Source organism: Pseudomonas sp. C5pp, from assembly GCF_000814065.1.
Taxonomy (GTDB): Bacteria; Pseudomonadota; Gammaproteobacteria; order Pseudomonadales; family Pseudomonadaceae; genus Aquipseudomonas; species Aquipseudomonas asiatica.
The window spans coordinates 109,379-126,729 of sequence record NZ_JWLN01000017.1; the positions used below are offsets into that span (position 1 = coordinate 109,379).

Sequence of the window (17,351 nt, forward strand, 5' to 3'; positions counted from 1 at the left end):
TCTACCACTCGCACCTCAAGGAGGCCGGCAATGGCCGCGAAAGCTTTCACCCCAAACACAGACCAGGCTGTTGCTCTGGGCAGCACCGCCAAGCGATTGCTGATCCGCGCCAAGGCGGGGGCCGGCAAGACCTCGCTGCTCATCGCGCACGCCCTGCGTTTCCCTGACCAGCGCCTGCTGTATGTCACCTTTGGCAAGGCCAACAAGGAGGACGCAGCTGCTCGCTTCCCTTCCAACGTCACCACCAGGACCAGCCATGGGCTTGCTTGGGAGGTCGGTGGCCAGTTCAAGAAGACTGGCAAGCAGGATGATCTCCATCCGTCCCAACTGGCCAAGCAGTACAAGATCCCCATGGCCTTTGCTCGCCACCTGTACGTCACTCTGCACAACTTCATGGTCTCGGCAGATCGGGAGATCCTGGCTGCGCACGTGCCCACAAAGATCGTTGGCGATGACCGTCAGAAGGCTGCGGAATGGGCGAAGCATGTGTGGGCGGATCTGCAGCGCTTGCGTCAGTGGTCTCGTGGGTGCGGCGAAAGCCAAGCCGAGCGAGCAGAGTTTCTGGAATCCACCCCCCTGCGTATGCCGCACGACGGCTACCTGAAACTGTGGAGCTTGGGTGACCCGGACCTGAGCCACCGCTACGACCAGATCCTGCTGGACGAGTACCAGGACACCAATCCGGTCTTTGCAGCGGTGATCCTGCGCCAGAGCTGCCCACTGCGCTTGGCCGGTGATGACTTCCAAGCCATCTTCGGCTTCCGAGGTGCTTACAACACCTTCGAGCCGTCGCAGTTCGATCAAGTCGTAACGCTGAGCGAGAGCCACCGTTATGGCGCCGGCATTGCCGAGCTCGCCACCATGCTGTTGCGTCAGTTCGCCGGCGAGCAGGACCCAGTGCGCAGTTCGCGCCATGAGCTGACTACCCGATTCGCCGTCGACCGCACCAAGCCTTACGCGATCATCGGGCGCACCAATGCGAAGCTGTTCGCCAGTGCGGTCCAGTTGCTGGAAGGCCAGCGTCTTCACTTCGTGGGTGGCGTCAACGAGTACCCGTTCGACAAGCTGGTTGAAGTGCACCACCTGCGCGCCAACACGGGTGTCCGTCTACGCGATCCTTTGCTCAGTGCGTTCCGCTCGCTCCAGGATCTGGAGGCTTATGCCAACGACACCGATGACAAAGAGATCCACGCCCTCATCAGTGTTGCCAAGCAGTACGGCGATCAAATCCCGAGCCTGGTACAGCGCATCAAGGATGCCTGCGTCAGCGACATCAAGGATGCGACCGTCACTCTGTGCACTGCCCACCGTTCGAAAGGGTTGGAGTTCCCGCAGGTCGTACTGCTGAGCGACTTCCTCAACCTGATCACCGATGCCGGCCTGCCGCTGGTGCTGGATACCCCGGAGTTACGCCAAGAACTCCACCTGCTGTACGTGGCACTGACCCGTGCGATGGAATCCATTGAGGTGAATGAGCAGATCCAGGCAGTGCTGCGTTACTGCGAGGCCGCTGGGGTTGTGGGTGAAGCGGTACGACCTGTGGCGAAGCACACCGAACAAGCAGGGGGGCTCGTGCTGGTTGTGAGCCCTGAACAAGAGGCCGATTCCTTCGCTGCTACCACCGGCGCGGGGGCGCACTCCAAAGTGGTCGAGCTTGTCGGCGCCGATGCCGCTCTGTTGTTCGAAGGCGATGTGGTTGAGTCGCGCATCGAGCTGGCCATCCTGCGCCATGCCGCACTGACCGCGGTGGCGATCGCTGGCGTTGTCGGTGTCTCCGTATCCGAGGCGGCCGACACCGTGGCTTCAATGGTTCGCCAGGGCCGCCTGCATGGTGGCTTGTTCATCGGTTGCCCAGATATCACCTGGCGCCTGGTCAGTGACCTTCACCTGGATGTGGCCTGATGGACTACCTACTGATAGGTGCTGGGGGCTGGCATGGCTGACGATTTCATCCGGATCTTCTACCGCCGTGAAGCGGGAGGCGTGTCCAGGAAGTCATCCGTATCCATTGACCCGCTGATGTTCGAGATCTTCGTCAAGATCAAGGGGAGCATCGGCGAGGCCCGGGACGTCCTGAGGGAATGGGCAAAGGCTGCGGATGCCGAGCGTACCGATGCGAACAACCGCATGGGGAACTCTCGCATTGTGCAGCAGCGGATGTCTCAGGAAATTCTGGACATGGTCAATGAGGGCATGGCAGCCCGGGCGGTGAAAGAGGCGGCGGCCGCGGGCGAGGTGAAAGGCCGGGGTTCTCGACGGGGCAAGCGGGCCGTAGGTATTGAACCCTCGCATCAGCTGCCGGCGGTCACCGGGCACCTCTCGGAGGATCACATCTAGCGGCGTTGCTGGCGCTCATTATCGCGCCAGGCGGTCAGGCTTCGAATAGTTCGTTTGTGGGATTGGTCAAGTCGGCGCGCATGATTGCAGGACGGTGACTTGCTTTGGCTACGAGAGGTTTGGAGTGAGGTGTTGCACGACACGAGCGTGTCGGTAAGAGCGGATAACTACGCTAACGGTTCCACGCCCATTGAGCAATAGCCAGGGCAGGTTTGTTGATCGGCGGAGGCGGCGGTGCCCCTCCCGAGATGGAAGCGTAATCACATTTACTTGACCAACATCACAGGCGGATTACTCGCCATTTTTTAACCATATAGCGTATTGGTACGCGTATAGAATTAAATCAGGAGGAAGGATGTCAATTTTCAATGGCTTGGACGGGTTAGGTGTCCCGCTCTTGGTGGTCTGCGCCATCGGGTACGTCGCCCTCAAGATGCTGAAGGGTCGCAAAGGCTACTCAACCAAGCACTACCAGTGCATCCCCCTGCTCACCGAGCGCGAGCAGGACTTCTTCTGGCGACTCAGGGAGGCAGTTGGCAACGACCTGGTCATCGCTCCCCAGGTGGTGTTCGGTGCCTTCATCAAGGTGAAGGCCACCGCCATGACCGACAAGAACCACGCACGGCATGTGGTGGCCCACAACCGCTGCGACTTCCTGCTCTGCGACAAGAAGCTCAAGCCGGTGGCGCTGGTCGAGGTCGACGACTCCACGCACAACAGCTCGAAGGCCAAGGCAAAGGACCGTCGTCGTGACGAGCTGATGAAGGCAGTAGGGGTTTCCGTGCACCGGTACCGCGGAATGCCGTCGGCCCGAGAGATCCGCAGGGACCTGAAGCTGTAGAGCTCAGGACCTTTCCAACCCGGAATTCGAACACAGTAGGTGAGCAATATGAGTGACTTCGATTCATCCAGCGAATACTTCGCTCGCGCAGCAGATATGGCCGGCGAGGGGAAGCTCACATTCAGGGGGCTATTCCTTGCTTTGCTTGGGCTGTACGTCGTTGTTGCGGCAATCAGCATCTTCGTCCTGGCATTTAAGGTGCCGGTCAGCGCTGAGGATCTACAGCATGCATCCTGGTTGGTGAACGCCCCCTACTTCATGTCCTTTCTCTACGGCGCAATGTTGGTCATGGGCTTCGCACTCGCTCTGCAATTGATCAGCCCGATGACTCTGAGCCTCGGTGTACTCATGACCAGCTTTGTTGGTGGCGTTTCCACTGCTCCAGAGGTCTCACTGCGCAGCGCTGTTCTTGCAGGGGAGGCCAAAATCGGCTGTTACGAGTACACCTTTCGCGCATGTACCGAGATGCTGGGGCTGCCCAGTCGAGCAGCCAACCCAGATCAGTCGGCCCAGCTTGGTGGCCACCAAGCCACCCCTGTCCAGGTGATGGCCTTCCTTCGGGCGCCATTCGATGTTTTCAAAGCGGATCAACTCAACCAAATGCTCGATACGCAGCGCCTGGAACTGAAAGAAGAGCTCCGCAAGGGTTTGGTAGTCCAGACCGACACCCTCCCCACACCCCCAACTAAGAACCAAGCAGGTGAGCACCATGAGTGACCACGATTCTTCCAATGACTACTTCGATCTCACGCCGGGTAAGGCAGGCGAGGGATCACTGATCTTCGCGAGCGTCTTCCTGGCCGCGTTGGTAGTGTACGTCGTGTTTGCTGCCATCAGCACCGCCGTCCTGAACTTCAAGGTTCCTGTGAGCCCCGATGATCTGAAACATGCCTCTTGGTTAGTAAATCCCCCAGCCATCTCGTTCATTGCGTCCGGGGTCAGCTTGTTCGCATTCCTGGTGGGGGCATTTCGCGCATTTGCGGGTAGTGCCTTCGGCCTGGTGCTGATCATGGCTGGGGTTGTGAGTGGTACCACCATCTTCCCGAGCGTCTCTTTCCGGAGCGCTGTTCTGGCAGGTGAGGCGAAGGTGGGGTGTTACGACTACACCATCCGGGCCTGTACCGAGATGCTGGGGCTGCCAGACAGCGCGAGCTCCGGTCAGTCGAGCAAGGTCGAGCGCCAGTCCTCGGCGCCGATCGAGGTGCTGGCCTTCGTACGAGCTCCCTTCGATGTGTTCAAAGCGGATCAGCTCAATCAGATGCTCGATGCGCAACGTCTTGAGATGAAGAAGCAACTAGACGCCTACGACGGCCGAGTAAGCACTGAACAAGGGATTACCGGCAATGCAAAAACCTGAGTTGAAAGCAGTGACTGGCGTAAACCGCAACGCGGTGTATCGGGCCCTTGGCCTCCTCTCCCTCGCGATGGGCGTCTTCCTCTCCGGTCCAGTGCTTGTGGGTCAGGAGATGGTGAGTTGGGTGCTCCACATAACGCCAGAGCGCTTCTCACTGCTGATACTGGCTTGCGTGGCGGTGATCTTAATCAGAGGAATCGCAGCCTTGCTGGTGACCTTGCTGGGGCTCTTGGTATCAGGCGCTGCATGTGAGCAGTACTTCGCGCTGGATGCTGCAGCAACGATGGGAGGAATAGGTATTCTCCTCCTCATGGTCGGTATCGGTGAGCTCATCTTCAACCCTGCTCACTGAGCCTCACATGGCTCGCAAAGCCCGCCTTGGCGGGCTTTGTTATTGGAAGCCGGCTGTGAAGCAGGAGGCTACGGGTTTCTACGGGAAGCGGACCGCTGGACTTGCCGTTCGCACCTACCAATGCGGTCCAGGAGATCTCTCTTGGGTTTGCAGTCTTGGTACCCTTCTACAACGATCTGTTTGACCACCGCGAGCTCTGCCAGGGCATCTGCAGCTCCTTTGATGGCGGTAGGGGCAGGTGAGTAGTAGTCCTGTCGCATCTTGCTTATCTAGGTCTATGCGACGAGCAGGTCGCCAACGTGAGCGATAACCTGGCTCACCGGGGCCACATGGCACAGCTCCGGCCCGCTCTACACCTTCAGGGGCTGGCATCATCCTTGGTAGCTTCCGCTTTCCGCTGAGAGTTCTAGCCGGGCTGATGAATGAGCTTTCGTATGGCTGGGTCTCGTGTGTCCATTCCTCAACCTTTAGCGGGCGTCTGCTGGGCGCCACAGCAGAATCTAAGCTGCGTTTTGAGACTTTGACTAGACCAAACACATGAACGGATCAGATGGGCTAGTGAGTCACTTGCAGATCGTCACCGCGATCCGCCCCTCCACACACGGATCTGGCAATCTCTGATGAGTTTTACTTGAATCTGTTAGCATATAGGTACGTGTAAAGAATCAGTTATGCCGTTATGATTCATTTTCAGGCGGCGGCCCTCGGTATCCCGGGGCAGCATGTAGCGATCCTCAGCGGATCCAGGGGAGGGGGCATGGCCAAACAAGATGAGATGACGAATCGATCCATCGCGATCCTGATCAACCTGTCGGCCGGCTTGGACGAAGCCGGGATTGAGTGCGGTGATGAGCGTGTACCGATCACAGCAAACTTGCGCCTGGCCGCAGCTGCGGGAGCCGCAGCGTTGTCGCAGCGTGCCAAGCGGTCGACGCCATTCTCGAACCAGACGAATAGTCCACATGTGAAGTTGGTCAAGACCGCTGCTAACTGGCTCGACCAGCTGAAGGTGGTCAAAGGGTTTCATGGCGATGTCTCGGCTGCAGAGTTTCTCGGTGTCAGCCAGACCCAGTTCTCCCGATGGCGCACCGGCAAGGATCTCTTGGACAACTATCACGCCTGGCAGATCGCTGCAGCGCTGAACGTGAACCCCATGGTGGTGATAGGCAGCGTTGGCTTCCACCACTCACGTGACACTGATCGCACCAGGTGGTTGGCCATGCTGTCGACGGTACTTGATTCAGAGCTTCCTGCTGCTCCAGTGCAGATGGCACAGGCGCCAGCACGGGAAGTCGAGCCTGTGCAGCAGCCGGCAAAAGCAAGCCGCACTGTCAGCGGGAGCACCGAGTCGACGGCCCAGGGCAGCAAGTGGACCGATGACGAAGACCAGCGGCTCGTTGCGGGATACCGGAATGGCGAAGCGATCGACGCGCTTGCCACCGCACACAAGCGCACCCCGAAGGCCATCTTGCTGCGGCTCAGCAAGATGCACCGGTTGATACCGGCCGAGCAGCTCGCGAGCTTGTGTGAGCTCTACGACGTGAACTTGAGCAACTCTGGGAACGGGCGTAAGACCGAACAGAATAAGAGCTCCCCGCGGCCAAGAAGGGGGAAGGCCAAGGCGCATGCTCCCACTGTCTTCCTTTGAACGATCGGGCGGCTGAAGGATAAGCTGCTGGTGCTAGGAGTACAAATGTACTCTAGTCGTGCACGTGGCAGTTTAGCGGGCCCTTCTGCTACTGACTTGACCAAATGTGCCATACAAACCACCAGAAACTAACGATGGCACATTTCGAAAGGCGCCAGCCCAGCGTTTCCGTGGGAGGGATACGGGGCTGGCAACTGACACTAGCGATGGCACATTTCGGCGTCATCGGGACAACGGCTTACAGAGGTGGACTATGAGCATGACCCCACTCGCAGAAGCGCCTACCCGGCGAACACTGCTGCAGCGGCTATTCGGGGCCGGCCTGGGGCAGAACTTGATCTCGGTCTGGGTGACCGAGGTCGGTAACTACGCCTTTGGCCAGGTGGTAACCGAGACGAAGGTGAAGCTCGGGCGGTACACGCTGCTGCAGTGGAAAACGTACAGAACGCCTGAGCTCGATCGGGAGGAATAGGGAACTGCAGAGGCCCAACGGGCAAGGATCGGAGCTCGCGATAGGTGCCGACCCCCTTCTTGTTCTGTGTGCACTGTGGCGCCAGGTTTCGTTATCGGCTGGTGTTGCCCATTTCGAGTTGACCAGTGAATGCGATGGGGCTGTCGACATCGCACCGATAGAAGGCTGTTTTTGGCAGATATTTGCCAATGGAGATTATGGCATGCGGACACCCAACGAACAGGCTGCACCCAAACTGATGGCCAGCTCAATAGAGCTGATCAGCGATCGAGATGAGAAGTTCTCTGCTGTCGTAACCATCATGGGCAGTTACGGCAACGAGTCTTTCCGGAAGGTCTTCAAGGCACAGTATCCAGAGGACTGGGCAACGATCGAGCGAAGCTACGACTTGCCCGGTCTCAATTATGGGAAGGTAGGCCGGTGTGTCGATGGTAAATGGACCTTGATTGCGATCGAGCCTTCACCAGCGGCTCTGCTGGACGCGCAATATTACGACTATCTTCGGAACCCGCCCTTTTAGCCAGCGTTTCCTTGCACCGCGCAAAGCTCACGAACGCTACACCCAATCCGGCCATTCTTGGCCGGATTTTTTTGGCCTCCAGGGTAGAGCGTAACCCACGGAAGTCGTTTTGGACAAAGATAAAAATTGCCATATAGTTTAATAAATATTGATAAAGGTTGACCTATAGTTTAATTTTTAGTCCGGTCCGTAGGTAAACCAGGGGAGCCAGTCCACCTGGCGGGCGCCACTCAACTCTCGTAGGACACTGCATGCTGATAAAAAAAATCCTCACCCATTTCCACTTCTGCTGCGGCTTGGGGGGGGGCGCCAAGGGCTTCAACCGGGCAAAGCCCATCGTCGGTAACGTGCAAGCTGAATGGGAGTGCTTGGGAGGCGTTGACGTTGACCCGGCCGGCCTCGCCGATTTCAAGCGATTGTCCGGTGTTGAAGGCACGCTGTTGGATCTCTTCACACGTGATCAGTACATCCGCTTCCACGGAAAGGAGCCGCCAGCCGGATGGCGGGAGGCACTCCCAGAGGACATCCGCCGTGCGGCCCAGAACCGCCGGCCCGACACCGTTTTCATCAGCTCCCCATGCAAGGGCGCCAGCGGGTTGTTGTCGGAGAAGATGAGCCTGACCCCGAAGTACCAGGCCTTGAACGAGCTGACTCTGCGCTGTATCTGGCTGATGGCGGAGGCGTGGCGGGATGACCCTGTACCAATGCTGGTATTCGAGAATGTCCCACGCCTGGCCAATCGTGGCCGCCATCTGCTGGACCAGATCGGCGCTCTGCTAAGCCACTATGGATATGCCGTCGCCGAAACCACCCATGACTGTGGGGTCATCGGCGGATTGGCTCAAAGCCGCAAGCGATTCCTGCTGGTGGCTCGCCACGTCGAGAAGGTGCCGTCGTTCCTGTATGAGCCAGAGAAGAAGAGCCTTCGTGCTGTAGGTGACATCCTCGGTCGCATGCCTCTGGCCGGCGATATCGAGCAGGCTGGCCCTATGCACCGGGTGCCGGCTCTGCAATGGAAAACATGGGTCCGCCTGGCCTTGGTCGAAGCCGGAAAAGACTGGCGCAGCCTGAATGATCTCGCGATCCAGGATGGTTACCTGCGCGACTTGATCATTGTTCCAGGGTACCGATCGGGATACATGGGGGTGCATGGATGGAATGACAGCATGGGCACGGTGGCTGGCCGATCGAACCCAACAAACGGAGCGTTCTCGGTTGCAGATCCGCGAGCCAAAGCTGGCGCCCTGCAGTACCAGCAGTATGGTGTTCGCCGATGGCAGGACACCAGCGGTGCCGTCATTGGAGTTAAAAGCCCAGGACAAGGCACATTCAGCGTCGCCGATCCCCGACCGGCCATGAAACGCACAAAGGGCGACGCTTACCTGACTGGCGGGCATTACGGCGTGGTGCCGTGGCAGGGCTCAGCGGGAGCCGTCTCTGCAAGCGCCAAGCATGACAACGGCCGTTGGAGCGTAGCCGATCCCCGGCTCCCAGAGGCCAACGACAGGCTCACTTGCATTATCGAGTCGCTCGACGGGACCTGGCACCGCCCCTTCACGACTCTGGAACTGGCAGCGCTGCAAAGCCTTGTCGAGCCCGAGGAGCAGTTGGAGTTGGACGGTTTGAGCGATCAGGCCTGGCGCGAGCGGATTGGCAACGCCGTTCCGCCGGCGGCGGCGGAGGCGATCGGGCATGTCATGGGCACGACATTGCTGCTGGCAGCCCAAGGGGAAACCTTCATGCTCAGCAGCATGCCCATCTGGGTACGGCCCGTCGCGGTAGGCCTGAGCGTGTCGCAGCTGGCGACAGAATGAGGCTGATCGACCTAGGCCTACGGCTTGGGCGCCAGATCAGCCGGTGCCCCATGCTGAAGACCCTTTAGAGACCGCCGATACAGAGCTGCCGCTGATCGGCGAAACCGATGCCGGGTGCGCCTGGCATCATCACCACGACGTGACGATCACGTCATCACGATGAGAAGCATACGAATGGATGACAGAAACAACGGCCTCTTGATTGAAAGCCTGGTGCAGCGCTCCTACGACCGCATGTTCGGCCCCGGTAAGGTGGAGGCTCGCCACCACCCGCTCACCAGCTGGGCCCAGGCAACCGTCTCTGGCAGTGAAAGCAACTTCCAGGACACCCACCGCGATCTGCTGCGGACCTTCGAAGCTGTGCAGAGCACGCTCTACAAGGAGGGTGGCAACGACGAGCTGCTTACCGACCTGTCCGCAGTCGAGGACCGCCTGACGGGCGCTACGACCGTCGATGAGCTGGGTACCGCGATCATCGAGTCAAGGCCTGTGCTTGACCGTGTGTTTGGCCGGTAAGGCAGCCGTTTGAGGCCCTGGACTGCGTTCAGGGCTTTTCACTGTGAAATATTGAGCTTTTCTCACGGACTGATGTGAAACCGGCGATTTGAGCAAGGCTTCGCATGGAAGAGAAAAGGTTGCCATATAGTTTAACTTTTTGGCTCAGTCACTCATCAGGGCACGCCATGAGCCGCTTCAAATTTCTCGGGATCAACGACGACAAATCGCACTGCGAATGTTGCGGCAAGCAAGGCCTCAAGCGTGTGGTTTGGATCGAGGACTGCGAAACCAACGAGATACGTCACTTCGGCACAACCTGCGCCATGGCGCCAGCGAAGGGCTTCACGCTCGACCTGGAGATTAAGGCGGAGATACGCCGGCTAGATCAGGTGCAGAAGTCTCGCGTTGCCCGGGCTTACCAAACGTACCGGCAGAAGGGTGGGCGTTGCGTGGCCAATCCGGACAAGCCCGGTTACTTCATGTACGCGGACCCACAACTTTGGAACGACTGCCTGGCGGCGGCGTAGGAGGACGAATCATGACCAACACTGAGCGCCTGATTGAAGAGTTCAAGCACTGCAAGGCACATGGGGTCACTCTGCGCTTTGCAACTGGCCGCTACACCGGCAACGGCCCTTCGGTTGTCGAGGCGCTGCGCCGCCGCGGTTATACCGTGAACCGGCTACGCAGCTCGTACTACGAAGTGCCACGCGGCCCAGCCTAATCACATCGGCCCGGTTCGCCGGTCCGGTACCCGCGATAAGACAGCTTCACCACTGACCCGCTGGCGCAGTTGCTGCCAGATGTCGAACGCCTGCAGGAGGCACAGCATGAGCATCACTAAGATTACCGAATGCCGCGAGTGCGGAAGCAAGGCCCTGAGCTGGCAGACACACAACCAGAACATCAGTGATGCGCAGCACGGGCGACTGCGCACCAGCGACATTCGCTGCCAGCTGGTTCTGGGCTGTGATAATTGCTCGGAAACCTTGGCTGTTATGAGCGCCGACCACGTAGCGGCATGGCTCACCGAGCAAGGGGCGTCGCAGTCCGCTCAGAGCCAGCCTGGTGATGACACTCAAACGGCGGCCTGTGCTGGCGATGTTGAAGAGGCGCTGCTGTGGCTTGACGACTTTGTGGCGCGGTGCAATGGCGATGACCGCGGGTCCTGCTCCGCCGTCGAGACTCTGCGTACTGCCCTGTCTGGCAACTCTCAGGCCCAGAAGGTCAGTGCCGTCGCCCTGCGTGAGGCGATGGAAAACCTCGCTGTGAAGGCCTCTGTTGCTGACATTCCCCCGGTAATCCTGCCAGCGTCTGTACGCCAGGTGCCATTGGTAATACTGGGCGGCGTTTGTGTGCGGGTGTCCTACGCGGGTCTCAAGTGGTACCACGACCAGCTGATCGATGATCGCTGGGTGCCGCTGGCGGTGGACGAGTTCGATGCGCTTCTGGTCGAGGCGCTCGCGAAGGCATGAGCTGCACTTGCCCGCCTCAGTACGGCCCGCGCCGGCCTTGTCCGGTACATCCACCCAGGGCCTGACCGGCTCACACCACGATCGAGGACATCCTCATGGCTGTCGCCAAGCGCAAGCCTCGCAACAAACCGACTCAGCTGCAGGTCGGTATTCTCCTCGCCGCCGCGGACCTGTCGCGCTACATCTATAACAGAGGTGATGCAGCTGATCTGCTGCGCCGGCAGGGCCTAGCCGACGCAAACTGCTCGGCCCTAGACGAAATGGACAAGGAGCAGCTGCGAATCTTGCGCGATGACTATGGACTTAGCAGCCTACGGGGGCTGGATTGATCATCCACCTTGTTCTGTAGCAGGCCAGGTCCGCATCACGAACGATCAAACTGCGGTGCACATCTAGATCTCCCTGAACCACGCATCCCCAGCCAGCGAGCTGGGTCGATGCCGTGTAAGCGCCGCGGGGTTCGTGTGCGCAGCAGGGGGAATCAAGATCATGCCATTGACCTGGAGCGTTGCCTTTCATTCTGGAATGTCCAGTTCTCAGGACCTGCGAGCTGCGGTTGATGAGGGCGTCCCCGTAGGGGTAGTTGCAACGTTGCTGGATAGCCTGAAAATCTTTGGCACGCTTCCCCGGCACCTGAATGCAGGAGGTTCCGTGTTCATCGACTCCGGAGCCTTTTCAGCCTTCCAGAAGGGCGAGCTCGTGAGCTGGGAGAAAGTGTTTTTCACGTACGAATGCGTGCTGGCGCGGACAGACTTCCCAGGGGCTCTTAGCATCGTGGCGCCGGACATCATCGGTGACCAATCGGCAACCCTCGACTTGTGGGCTGTGCATGCAGAGCGAGTGCGCACGTGGATCATGGCCGGCGCTCGTGTGATTATTCCATTGCAGTGTGGGGAGCTCTCAGCGGGTGTGATGCTGGCGCATGCCAAGCGTATCTTTCAAACAGATCAGTTCTGCGCGGGGATCCCATCCAATCTAGCGGCCATGAGTGCTGAGGATTGTGCAACGCTGCACCATCACGACTTTCACCTGCTGGGGCGAGTGGTGATCAACGCCGAATTAGGCGATAAACTGCGCGCCCTGTTGGCCAACAATCCCGATGCCATTTACACGGCAGATGCCAACTGGCTGCGATCCCGCATCAGGCAAATCAGCCTGGCTGCAAAGGACTTGCGGCAAGCGCCACCGGACAACCCGTTTGAGTCCTCGCGAACACGTGCAGTACGGGCGGTCCTGCGCCAAGATGCATATCACCAGAAGCAGGGCGGGCCTTCGGGCGCCCGTCACTCGGAAATGATTTATGGCACATAACACTGGAACTGCTCAGTGCTCGTACTGTGGGGCTGAGTATCGACTGGTCTCCGATTTCAAGCGCGACATGCAGAGGCTCTGCAAGGCCTGGCTCAGCCGCCACGAGCGTGCGTGTGCATGCAGAACGCCGGATCAGCGCCGGTCCTGGGCACAGAAGTATGTGGGAAAGGATTTCGCTGAGAGCAGCTTGACGGTCGACCTGGAGCATCCCGGGTTCAAAGACATCCAGCCCAGCCATGCAGGTAATGGGGCGCTCCAGCTGCCCTGAGGCCATCCGCCGGCCTGCACCGACAGGTACTCGGCTAGCGCAGGCCGGGCAAATTCGTTCTCCCTTCCATTGAAGGTGCGAGTTGGCAACCGGTCTGGCACAGTGCTGATGGGCGAAAGCTCATTCTGCCACTGGTGAAAGCAGCGCTCGAATCAGTTATCACCGCCATTGTTCCAGTGAATCCATGAGCCATCTCCAAAGGAGCTGTGAAGTGAAGCCCGTCGATCTTATGAGCAAGGCTTGGGTAGACACCTACGAAGAGATTGCTGCTAAAGCCCAGCAAGTCAGGGCCGTGCTGGTGCAGCGCAACATCAGGCTTCGGTCCGGGAGCGCGCTTTGTCAGTTGCTCAGTCAGGCCGACAAGCTGAGCCGGGCATGGGCTGACCAGGTGAAGCCGGATGACCGGGTGGTGTGGGAAGCGGCGTACGTGAATCGTCTCGCTGATGCAGTCACCAATTTGCCAGATGAACCAGGGATTCAAGAGGCGCTCAAGCGCATGGCCGGCGGAGTAATGCAGCCTCACGATCGGAGCAACTCTCACCAAGGGAAAGACGCTCTGTGGGAGCTGGTGCTGCTTTCCGACTTGAAGAACCGTGGGCTTACGGCCAAAGCTGCAGAGCCAGATATCCTGGTTGACTTCGGCATGGGCGATTACCCGATCGCATGCAAGAAGATCTGGTCAACGCTCGGGGTTGAGAAGCGTGTCAGCCATGCTGCTAGGCAGCTGGCACCGTTCAACAATGGCGGAATCATTGCCCTCAATTTGGACGATTTGGTCCCTGTCGGGAAAGTCGTGAGTGGTCCTAACAAAGCTGATGCGAGAGGCGTACTGAGCGCGTTCAATTCAGAGTTTATTGAGAGTCACAGAAACGTGCTGCAGAACGCTGTCATGGACGGCAAATGCGATGGATTTCTCATCTCGACGACTGCCTTTGCCGTGCTATGGAAAGAGGAGACTTCGGCCTATCTAGCGTCAGAAGGCACGCTGTGGCACCTGGGTGATTCGTCGCAGGAAGCCTGCGAGCGATTCCGTGCTTTTCGTAACTCGCAAGGCATTTAACCAGGGGCTTGAAGCAAAGGGCAGGGGAGGCACGCCTGTAGAGCCACGAAAATGGTGACTCTGCAGGCTCAGCAAAAGCTGCCTCAAGGTCATTCTTTGGCGATAGCCCCCATCAGTTTTCAAAGATCAGATGAGAAAGGCCTATCTGATCCACCCAATAGTTGGCTCGGCAGGACTCACATTCTCACGTCAATCCAAGTGACATCATCACTCACGACAGCAATGTCCCCAGCTGGCTCATTGATCGCAGCAGCTTGCTGCGATTCAGTGAGCTCGGCCCAGAACCCATCTGTGGCGAAGACAAAACGAGTTCCCGCCGGTGCCGGCTGGCGTAAAAAATCAGGACTCGGAGCGCGTGTTGCTCTGAGGCTGCGGGTAACCAGATTGCGTGCAGGATCCAACGCCAATTCGCGGTGCGATCTGTCGCGCTTCCAGTTTGCTTGGCAGTGTGGAGGAGTAAACCATTCGATATTGCCGTCGTTTCCAGCCATCCCACAGGCGCAATCACCCTCATAAGCAACGGTGAGTAGGCCCTGGGATGCGACACCGATCAGATAGCTGGTGGTGCCAGTCTGGTTTGTGAATAGCTGACGGTGCATATCCACCAAGATACCGTTGAGCAATTGTTGAACTTGTTCTGGGCTGGAGTCATCTGCGCCCTGAGCTACATTGCTCAGATAGGCTCTAATCACGCCTTGTGCCAAGCCTTGCGCAAGCTGACCGCTGCCTGGTTTCGAGGTGCCATCCATAATGACAAAAAGGCCTCGTGCCCCATGGATCTCGGCGGCTGCAAAGTCGTGGTTCGCTGCTCGGTCATGCCCTTTTACGGACCTAGTTTGATATCTCATGCGAGCGCGCTCAGGTCTTTCATGCGTTGATGAATGAGCTTGGCACGCCCAGGGTTGGCTCGAACAGAGCCTGAGCTCTCAACTGCATAATCGATGCCGTTAAGTTTTGCCAGAGCGCCAATACACTCGGCAACGTATTGCCTGAGCTCTTCGCCGGCTTCACGGACCTCTGCCAATAGCTCTGGGCGTCCGTCTAGGAGGATGATGATATCCTCGACGTCCTTATGGTACGGATCGCCGTTACCCCGACCACTGAAGGCTTCGAGCTTAGTTGCCAAGAAGAATGCTGGCTTGAAGATTCGAATTGCCCGACCGCTAGGTAGCTCAAATGGTACCGCTTGAGCCAGTCCCTCTACATACCAGCGGTTAGCGTAGCCGAGAATAGACGCGTCGCTTGGCATCACATCGACGATGACATCATTGAACCTGAACCGGCAGTTCACATCATCTTCCCCAGTGATCTTGAAGCCTTTCGCTGCAAGACGCACTGTAAGCTTTTCCCAGGCAGAAATGCCTGCTAGCTCGATCACCAGGTCGACATCGTCGGTGAATCGGATGTCGTCCAGCACTGCGCTATCGGTGACCAACATAGCGGTTGTGCATCCACCGACAAAGGCACACTCAGCCAAAAACTCGTCGCCCAAACCATCAGCCACAAACGAGATAAGCTCGTAGTTGTGGTCCGCATTCGATGCCATATTACTTCACCCCCATCCCTGCTTTCAGTATGTTGACAGCCACGCCACACTCCCTTGGGCCGCCAACGCGGATCGCGTCTACAAGCGCGAGGTAATGATAAAGGGTCCTATCTATTTTTACCGCTTCGGGCACCGTCTTGTAGAGGGGCTCGATTGACTGGCCTCGCTCGCTGCCCAGTGGGTCGGGCCAGACAGGTATCAGTCCGCCAGCACTTTTTAGGCTTTTCGAAAGGGCTGGCGCAGCAAAGCCGGTAGGGATGCCACGGACGATTGCACCTGGCTTTACTGGAAAAAAGTACTTCAGAGCGTGCTCGGCAACCTTCAGCAGCTCACGTCGATTCACCTTTGGAAGACCGGTGTCGAAATCGCTGGTAAGAAGGCCGGCATTGCGACAACGCGCCATGGCGTTGGAGACTTCACTTTTACTGAGGCCAAGCGACGCAGAGAGCGCCCGCAAGGAATAGTTTTCGCTCCAGCTCGTTACTGGGGTCGACGGCACCACATCCGACCAGCCCTCCCATCGGTCAGAATCGCCCATCGGTGAATCGAGTTCTTGTGGCCGAAATACCGTGTCTTCGTCATTCGGCAGCAACTGAGACAGCACCTCACCTACCTGGCCGCTAACTGACGCCAACCAACGGGGCTCTGGGTTGAGAATGTTTCTCACATGCTCAGAGGTAGATTCCAATTCCATGCGGCCAAACAGGTTTTCCTCTTGAGCGTGCAGGCTAGTCATTTTGAAAAGCAACAAAATGTCTTGACTCTTCATAACTGGCTTTTCTCCGCGTGTCCACATTCCATGAATCGTGGACAACATTCTCTTGGTACTAATTAAATAGTCAAGAAAATTCTTCGTTGCCAGGCTAGAGGCCGGCATCCGCGGAAGGGTTCAATGCATTCTGGTTGAGAAATTTCCTCCGTCGATCAGAAATGGTCAAAAAATATTGACGTGCCGGAATAAAAGAAATGTCATTCGTCCACATTCCATGAATCGTGGACGTTTGTTTTTTATAAGATTTCGTCTTGTCAACTATACCCTGTCGCTTGGTGCTGCTGTTGGGGTCAGCGACAAAGGGGCCTGGGGCCCATGCGTGAGCCCTGCAGAGGCCGCCTATCGGTGGCGCTAGGTTGAGTGCATGAGCGAAGAATGAGGTGCGCAGGAGCGCATCACCGCCCCCATCCTCCACGCCTCTCCATTGGCGGCCCTTTCCTACTTAGCGGAGGAGGGCGCTTCTGCAGGAGTTCCAGTCAAAAAAGCCCGCGGAAGCGGGCTTGATGGTGACCGCTGGGACCTAGTTTGGAGCCCGGCCGGTCAACTATTTGTGAAGCCAGCTTTTCTGTGAAGCTACAACGCCTGTAGGTTCACAAAATAGGTGATAGGCCAGACCCCGTGAAATTGGAATCTTCGCCATTTTTTTTGTGAAATGAAGGGGTGCTTTTCACAGAAAAGCCGAGAAATCCCTACTCACCAATCACAAAAGTTGATTGGCCTGGAAAGGGCCGTTTACGACCGACGCGTGACTTTTCGGTAAGGGATGAGGAGTAGTCGCAGCGATCCTTTAGCTCCTAGTCTGGCGACCTTGGGTTCAGAATCCGACTGGCAATGCCCGCCGTCACTACTTCAGAGGAACCAGCTTCCTCTGCTGCCAAAATTGCGGGGGCTCATGCTGGTACCCAGGCCCGACAAATGCGCAGTTGCAGCCCTCAATTGCAAGGCTATCCAAAGCGGCACGCGTGTCAATCAAGATCTGATGCATGACGATGGCCGGCCTCACGGAGGTGAAACCGGAGATTCAGAATGACTAAACCGACCCCGTAGACACCAACCTCCACGAAGGCCGCTATCGACCCAAAG

General features: G+C 58.0%; 20 protein-coding genes. 17 read left to right on the forward strand and 3 right to left on the reverse strand.

Annotated elements, in window-relative coordinates; all coding sequences use genetic code 11:
• Nucleotides 1-30 precede the first annotated feature (30 nt).
• The 17 genes from RR51_RS15845 (at nt 31) to RR51_RS15930 (ending at nt 13,950) form a co-directional block, all read left to right on the forward strand.
• Complete coding sequence (locus tag RR51_RS15845; protein WP_039614032.1) at nt 31-1,902, forward strand: UvrD-helicase domain-containing protein; 1,872 nt, start codon at nt 31-33, stop codon at nt 1,900-1,902.
• Between the two features lie 33 nt (nt 1,903-1,935).
• A complete protein-coding gene (locus RR51_RS15850; protein WP_039614033.1) occupies nt 1,936-2,337 on the forward strand; it encodes a hypothetical protein in 402 nt (133 codons plus the stop codon).
• Between the two features lie 355 nt (nt 2,338-2,692).
• Nucleotides 2,693-3,178, forward strand: coding sequence for a DUF2726 domain-containing protein (locus tag RR51_RS15855; protein WP_052261072.1), 486 nt, complete (start codon nt 2,693-2,695; stop codon nt 3,176-3,178).
• A 48-nt stretch (nt 3,179-3,226) separates the two neighbouring features.
• On the forward strand, nt 3,227-3,895 hold the full coding sequence (locus RR51_RS15860) for a hypothetical protein (RefSeq protein ID WP_039614034.1): 669 nt from the start codon (nt 3,227-3,229) through the stop codon (nt 3,893-3,895).
• Entirely contained in the window at nt 3,888-4,535 is a 648-nt protein-coding gene (locus RR51_RS15865) for a hypothetical protein (RefSeq protein WP_052261073.1), read from the forward strand. Before RR51_RS15860 ends, RR51_RS15865 begins: the two co-directional genes overlap by 8 nt.
• The gene (locus RR51_RS15870) at nt 4,522-4,884 is read left to right on the forward strand and encodes a hypothetical protein (protein WP_039614035.1); all 363 of its coding nucleotides are present in this window, start codon (nt 4,522-4,524) and stop codon (nt 4,882-4,884) included. Before RR51_RS15865 ends, RR51_RS15870 begins: the two co-directional genes overlap by 14 nt.
• A gap of 757 nt (nt 4,885-5,641) precedes the next feature.
• A complete protein-coding gene (locus tag RR51_RS15875; protein ID WP_177328665.1) occupies nt 5,642-6,532 on the forward strand; it encodes a hypothetical protein in 891 nt (296 codons plus the stop codon).
• A 259-nt stretch (nt 6,533-6,791) separates the two neighbouring features.
• Nucleotides 6,792-7,004, forward strand: a complete 213-nt coding sequence (locus RR51_RS15880; protein WP_177328666.1) for a hypothetical protein — start codon at nt 6,792-6,794, stop codon at nt 7,002-7,004.
• Nucleotides 7,005-7,206: 202 nt separating this feature from the next.
• Entirely contained in the window at nt 7,207-7,524 is a 318-nt protein-coding gene (locus RR51_RS15885; protein WP_039614038.1) for a hypothetical protein, read from the forward strand.
• 251 nt (nt 7,525-7,775) lie between these two features.
• Nucleotides 7,776-9,338 carry a DNA cytosine methyltransferase gene (locus tag RR51_RS15890; protein ID WP_023662195.1) on the forward strand — a complete coding sequence of 521 codons (1,563 nt, stop codon included), beginning with the start codon at nt 7,776-7,778 and terminating at the stop codon, nt 9,336-9,338.
• 174 nt (nt 9,339-9,512) lie between these two features.
• The gene (locus RR51_RS15895; protein WP_039614039.1) at nt 9,513-9,854 is read left to right on the forward strand and encodes a hypothetical protein; all 342 of its coding nucleotides are present in this window, start codon (nt 9,513-9,515) and stop codon (nt 9,852-9,854) included.
• A gap of 167 nt (nt 9,855-10,021) precedes the next feature.
• Complete coding sequence (locus RR51_RS15900; RefSeq protein ID WP_004577609.1) at nt 10,022-10,363, forward strand: hypothetical protein; 342 nt, start codon at nt 10,022-10,024, stop codon at nt 10,361-10,363.
• 11 nt (nt 10,364-10,374) lie between these two features.
• The gene (locus RR51_RS15905) at nt 10,375-10,560 is read left to right on the forward strand and encodes a hypothetical protein (RefSeq protein WP_039614040.1); all 186 of its coding nucleotides are present in this window, start codon (nt 10,375-10,377) and stop codon (nt 10,558-10,560) included.
• Nucleotides 10,561-10,666: 106 nt separating this feature from the next.
• Nucleotides 10,667-11,311, forward strand: coding sequence for a hypothetical protein (locus RR51_RS15910; RefSeq protein ID WP_039614041.1), 645 nt, complete (start codon nt 10,667-10,669; stop codon nt 11,309-11,311).
• A gap of 95 nt (nt 11,312-11,406) precedes the next feature.
• Entirely contained in the window at nt 11,407-11,640 is a 234-nt protein-coding gene (locus tag RR51_RS15915) for a hypothetical protein (RefSeq protein ID WP_039614042.1), read from the forward strand.
• Between the two features lie 160 nt (nt 11,641-11,800).
• The gene (locus RR51_RS15920) at nt 11,801-12,622 is read left to right on the forward strand and encodes a hypothetical protein (protein ID WP_236693271.1); all 822 of its coding nucleotides are present in this window, start codon (nt 11,801-11,803) and stop codon (nt 12,620-12,622) included.
• A 479-nt stretch (nt 12,623-13,101) separates the two neighbouring features.
• Entirely contained in the window at nt 13,102-13,950 is an 849-nt protein-coding gene (locus RR51_RS15930) for a hypothetical protein (protein WP_039614044.1), read from the forward strand.
• A 176-nt stretch (nt 13,951-14,126) separates the two neighbouring features.
• Here the strand turns inward: RR51_RS15930 and RR51_RS15935 are convergent, their stop codons facing one another.
• Genes RR51_RS15935 through RR51_RS15945 form a run of 3 tightly spaced genes read right to left on the reverse strand, consistent with a single transcriptional unit; the run spans nt 14,127 to nt 16,292 of the window.
• Nucleotides 14,127-14,798, reverse strand: coding sequence for a PP2C family protein-serine/threonine phosphatase (locus RR51_RS15935; RefSeq protein ID WP_039614045.1), 672 nt, complete (start codon nt 14,796-14,798; stop codon nt 14,127-14,129).
• The gene (locus tag RR51_RS15940; RefSeq protein WP_004577602.1) at nt 14,795-15,496 is read right to left on the reverse strand and encodes a hypothetical protein; all 702 of its coding nucleotides are present in this window, start codon (nt 15,494-15,496) and stop codon (nt 14,795-14,797) included. Before RR51_RS15940 ends, RR51_RS15935 begins: the two co-directional genes overlap by 4 nt.
• 1 nt (nt 15,497) lies before the next feature.
• Entirely contained in the window at nt 15,498-16,292 is a 795-nt protein-coding gene (locus RR51_RS15945; RefSeq protein WP_172688323.1) for a MarR family transcriptional regulator, read from the reverse strand.
• Nucleotides 16,293-17,351 lie beyond the last annotated feature (1,059 nt).

What these genes read in the sequence shown, in the direction of transcription:
- RR51_RS15885 (WP_039614038.1), top strand. Translation starts at nt 7,207, where the DNA reads ATGCGGACACCCAACGAACAGGCTGCACCCAAACTGATGGCCAGCTCA.
- RR51_RS15890 (WP_023662195.1), top strand. Translation starts at nt 7,776, where the DNA reads ATGCTGATAAAAAAAATCCTCACCCATTTCCACTTCTGCTGCGGCTTG.
- RR51_RS15860 (WP_039614034.1), top strand. Translation starts at nt 3,227, where the DNA reads ATGAGTGACTTCGATTCATCCAGCGAATACTTCGCTCGCGCAGCAGAT.
- RR51_RS15895 (WP_039614039.1), top strand. Translation starts at nt 9,513, where the DNA reads ATGGATGACAGAAACAACGGCCTCTTGATTGAAAGCCTGGTGCAGCGC.
- RR51_RS15855 (WP_052261072.1), top strand. Translation starts at nt 2,693, where the DNA reads ATGTCAATTTTCAATGGCTTGGACGGGTTAGGTGTCCCGCTCTTGGTG.
- RR51_RS15850 (WP_039614033.1), top strand. Translation starts at nt 1,936, where the DNA reads ATGGCTGACGATTTCATCCGGATCTTCTACCGCCGTGAAGCGGGAGGC.
- RR51_RS15905 (WP_039614040.1), top strand. Translation starts at nt 10,375, where the DNA reads ATGACCAACACTGAGCGCCTGATTGAAGAGTTCAAGCACTGCAAGGCA.
- RR51_RS15875 (WP_177328665.1), top strand. Translation starts at nt 5,642, where the DNA reads ATGGCCAAACAAGATGAGATGACGAATCGATCCATCGCGATCCTGATC.
- RR51_RS15910 (WP_039614041.1), top strand. Translation starts at nt 10,667, where the DNA reads ATGAGCATCACTAAGATTACCGAATGCCGCGAGTGCGGAAGCAAGGCC.
- RR51_RS15935 (WP_039614045.1), bottom strand. Translation starts at nt 14,798, where the DNA reads ATGAGATATCAAACTAGGTCCGTAAAAGGGCATGACCGAGCAGCGAAC.
- RR51_RS15940 (WP_004577602.1), bottom strand. Translation starts at nt 15,496, where the DNA reads ATGGCATCGAATGCGGACCACAACTACGAGCTTATCTCGTTTGTGGCT.
- RR51_RS15920 (WP_236693271.1), top strand. Translation starts at nt 11,801, where the DNA reads ATGCCATTGACCTGGAGCGTTGCCTTTCATTCTGGAATGTCCAGTTCT.
- RR51_RS15900 (WP_004577609.1), top strand. Translation starts at nt 10,022, where the DNA reads ATGAGCCGCTTCAAATTTCTCGGGATCAACGACGACAAATCGCACTGC.
- RR51_RS15845 (WP_039614032.1), top strand. Translation starts at nt 31, where the DNA reads ATGGCCGCGAAAGCTTTCACCCCAAACACAGACCAGGCTGTTGCTCTG.
- RR51_RS15865 (WP_052261073.1), top strand. Translation starts at nt 3,888, where the DNA reads ATGAGTGACCACGATTCTTCCAATGACTACTTCGATCTCACGCCGGGT.
- RR51_RS15945 (WP_172688323.1), bottom strand. Translation starts at nt 16,292, where the DNA reads ATGTGGACACGCGGAGAAAAGCCAGTTATGAAGAGTCAAGACATTTTG.
- RR51_RS15915 (WP_039614042.1), top strand. Translation starts at nt 11,407, where the DNA reads ATGGCTGTCGCCAAGCGCAAGCCTCGCAACAAACCGACTCAGCTGCAG.
- RR51_RS15880 (WP_177328666.1), top strand. Translation starts at nt 6,792, where the DNA reads ATGACCCCACTCGCAGAAGCGCCTACCCGGCGAACACTGCTGCAGCGG.
- RR51_RS15870 (WP_039614035.1), top strand. Translation starts at nt 4,522, where the DNA reads ATGCAAAAACCTGAGTTGAAAGCAGTGACTGGCGTAAACCGCAACGCG.